A 1,453-nucleotide genomic window follows, 5' to 3' on the forward strand; every position below is an offset into this window, starting at 1 on the left:
GCGACGACGCCGACGGCGGCAGCCGCCGCAACCGGCGCAACCGCCGAGACCGCAACGACCGGAATGACCGTTCAGGCGGCCAGGACCGTGACAACGGCTCACGCAACGACCGCTTCCGCGACCGCAACGACCGCCGCCGGGGACGTGCCCAGGGTCCGGACGTCGACGACGTCGAGGTCACCGAGGACGACGTCCTGCTGCCGGTTGCCGGCATCCTGGACGTCCTGGAGAACTATGCGTTCATCCGAACCTCCGGCTACCTCCCCGGCCCGAACGACGTTTATGTGTCCCTCGCCCAGGTCAAGAAGTACAACCTGCGCAAGGGCGACGCAGTGGTCGGCGCCATCCGCGCTCCGCGTGACGGCGAAGACCGCAGCCAGCAGTCGGCCCGCCAGAAGTTCAACGCCCTGGTCCGCGTGACCTCCGTCAACGGCAAGACCTCCGAGGAACTCAAGGATCGTGTTGAGTTTGCCAAGCTGGTGCCGCTGTACCCGTCCGAGCGCCTGCGCCTCGAGACCGACCCCAAGAAGATCGGCCCCCGCGTCATCGACCTGGTTGCGCCGATCGGCAAGGGCCAGCGCGGCCTGATCGTCTCCCCGCCGAAGGCCGGCAAGACGCTCATCCTGCAGTCCATCGCCAATGCGATCACCACCAACAACCCTGAGGTCCACCTCATGATGGTGCTGGTTGACGAACGCCCCGAAGAAGTCACGGACATGCAGCGCACTGTCAAGGGTGAGGTCATCGCCTCCACCTTCGACCGTCCCGCAGACGACCACACCACAGTGGCCGAGCTCTCTATCGAACGCGCCAAGCGCCTCGTGGAAATGGGCATGGACGTGGTGGTCCTGCTGGACTCCATGACCCGCCTGGGCCGTGCTTACAACCTGGCAGCTCCGGCCTCGGGCCGAATCCTGTCCGGTGGTGTGGATTCCGCAGCACTGTACCCGCCCAAGCGCTTTTTCGGTGCTGCCCGCAACATCGAAAACGGCGGCTCGCTCACCATCCTGGCCACCGCCCTCGTGGAGACCGGTTCCAAGATGGACGAAGTCATCTTCGAAGAGTTCAAGGGCACCGGCAACATGGAGCTCCGCCTGTCCCGCCAGCTGGCAGACAAGCGCATCTTCCCGGCCGTGGACGTCAACGCGTCCGGCACCCGCCGCGAGGAGAACCTGCTCTCGCCGGAGGAAGTCAAGATCATGTGGAAGCTGCGCCGCGTCCTCTCCGGACTCGAGACCCAGCAGAGCCTTGAACTGCTGACCAACAAGATCCGGGAAACCCAGAGCAACGTCGAGTTCCTTATGCAGGTTCAGAAGACGACGCTTGGTGCGAAGTCGGATAACGACAAATAGCTGAGTTCGGGGCGGGCGCCGGTGCGTTCGTGCGGTGGGTGCCGCGCGGATGTTCCGCCCCCGCCCCTTCGCGTTGCAGCTGACGTACTGCGTACGACAGC

General features: G+C 65.2%; 1 protein-coding gene. It reads left to right on the forward strand.

The window, feature by feature from the left end:
- Window positions 1-1,352 (forward strand): transcription termination factor Rho (rho, locus tag AC5RWX_RS33305; protein WP_494100429.1); only part of this gene is annotated, 1,352 nt, incomplete at its 5' end.
- Between the last annotated feature and the right edge of the window lie 101 nt (window positions 1,353-1,453).

The organism is Arthrobacter sp. SPT-J7 (assembly GCF_059089965.1).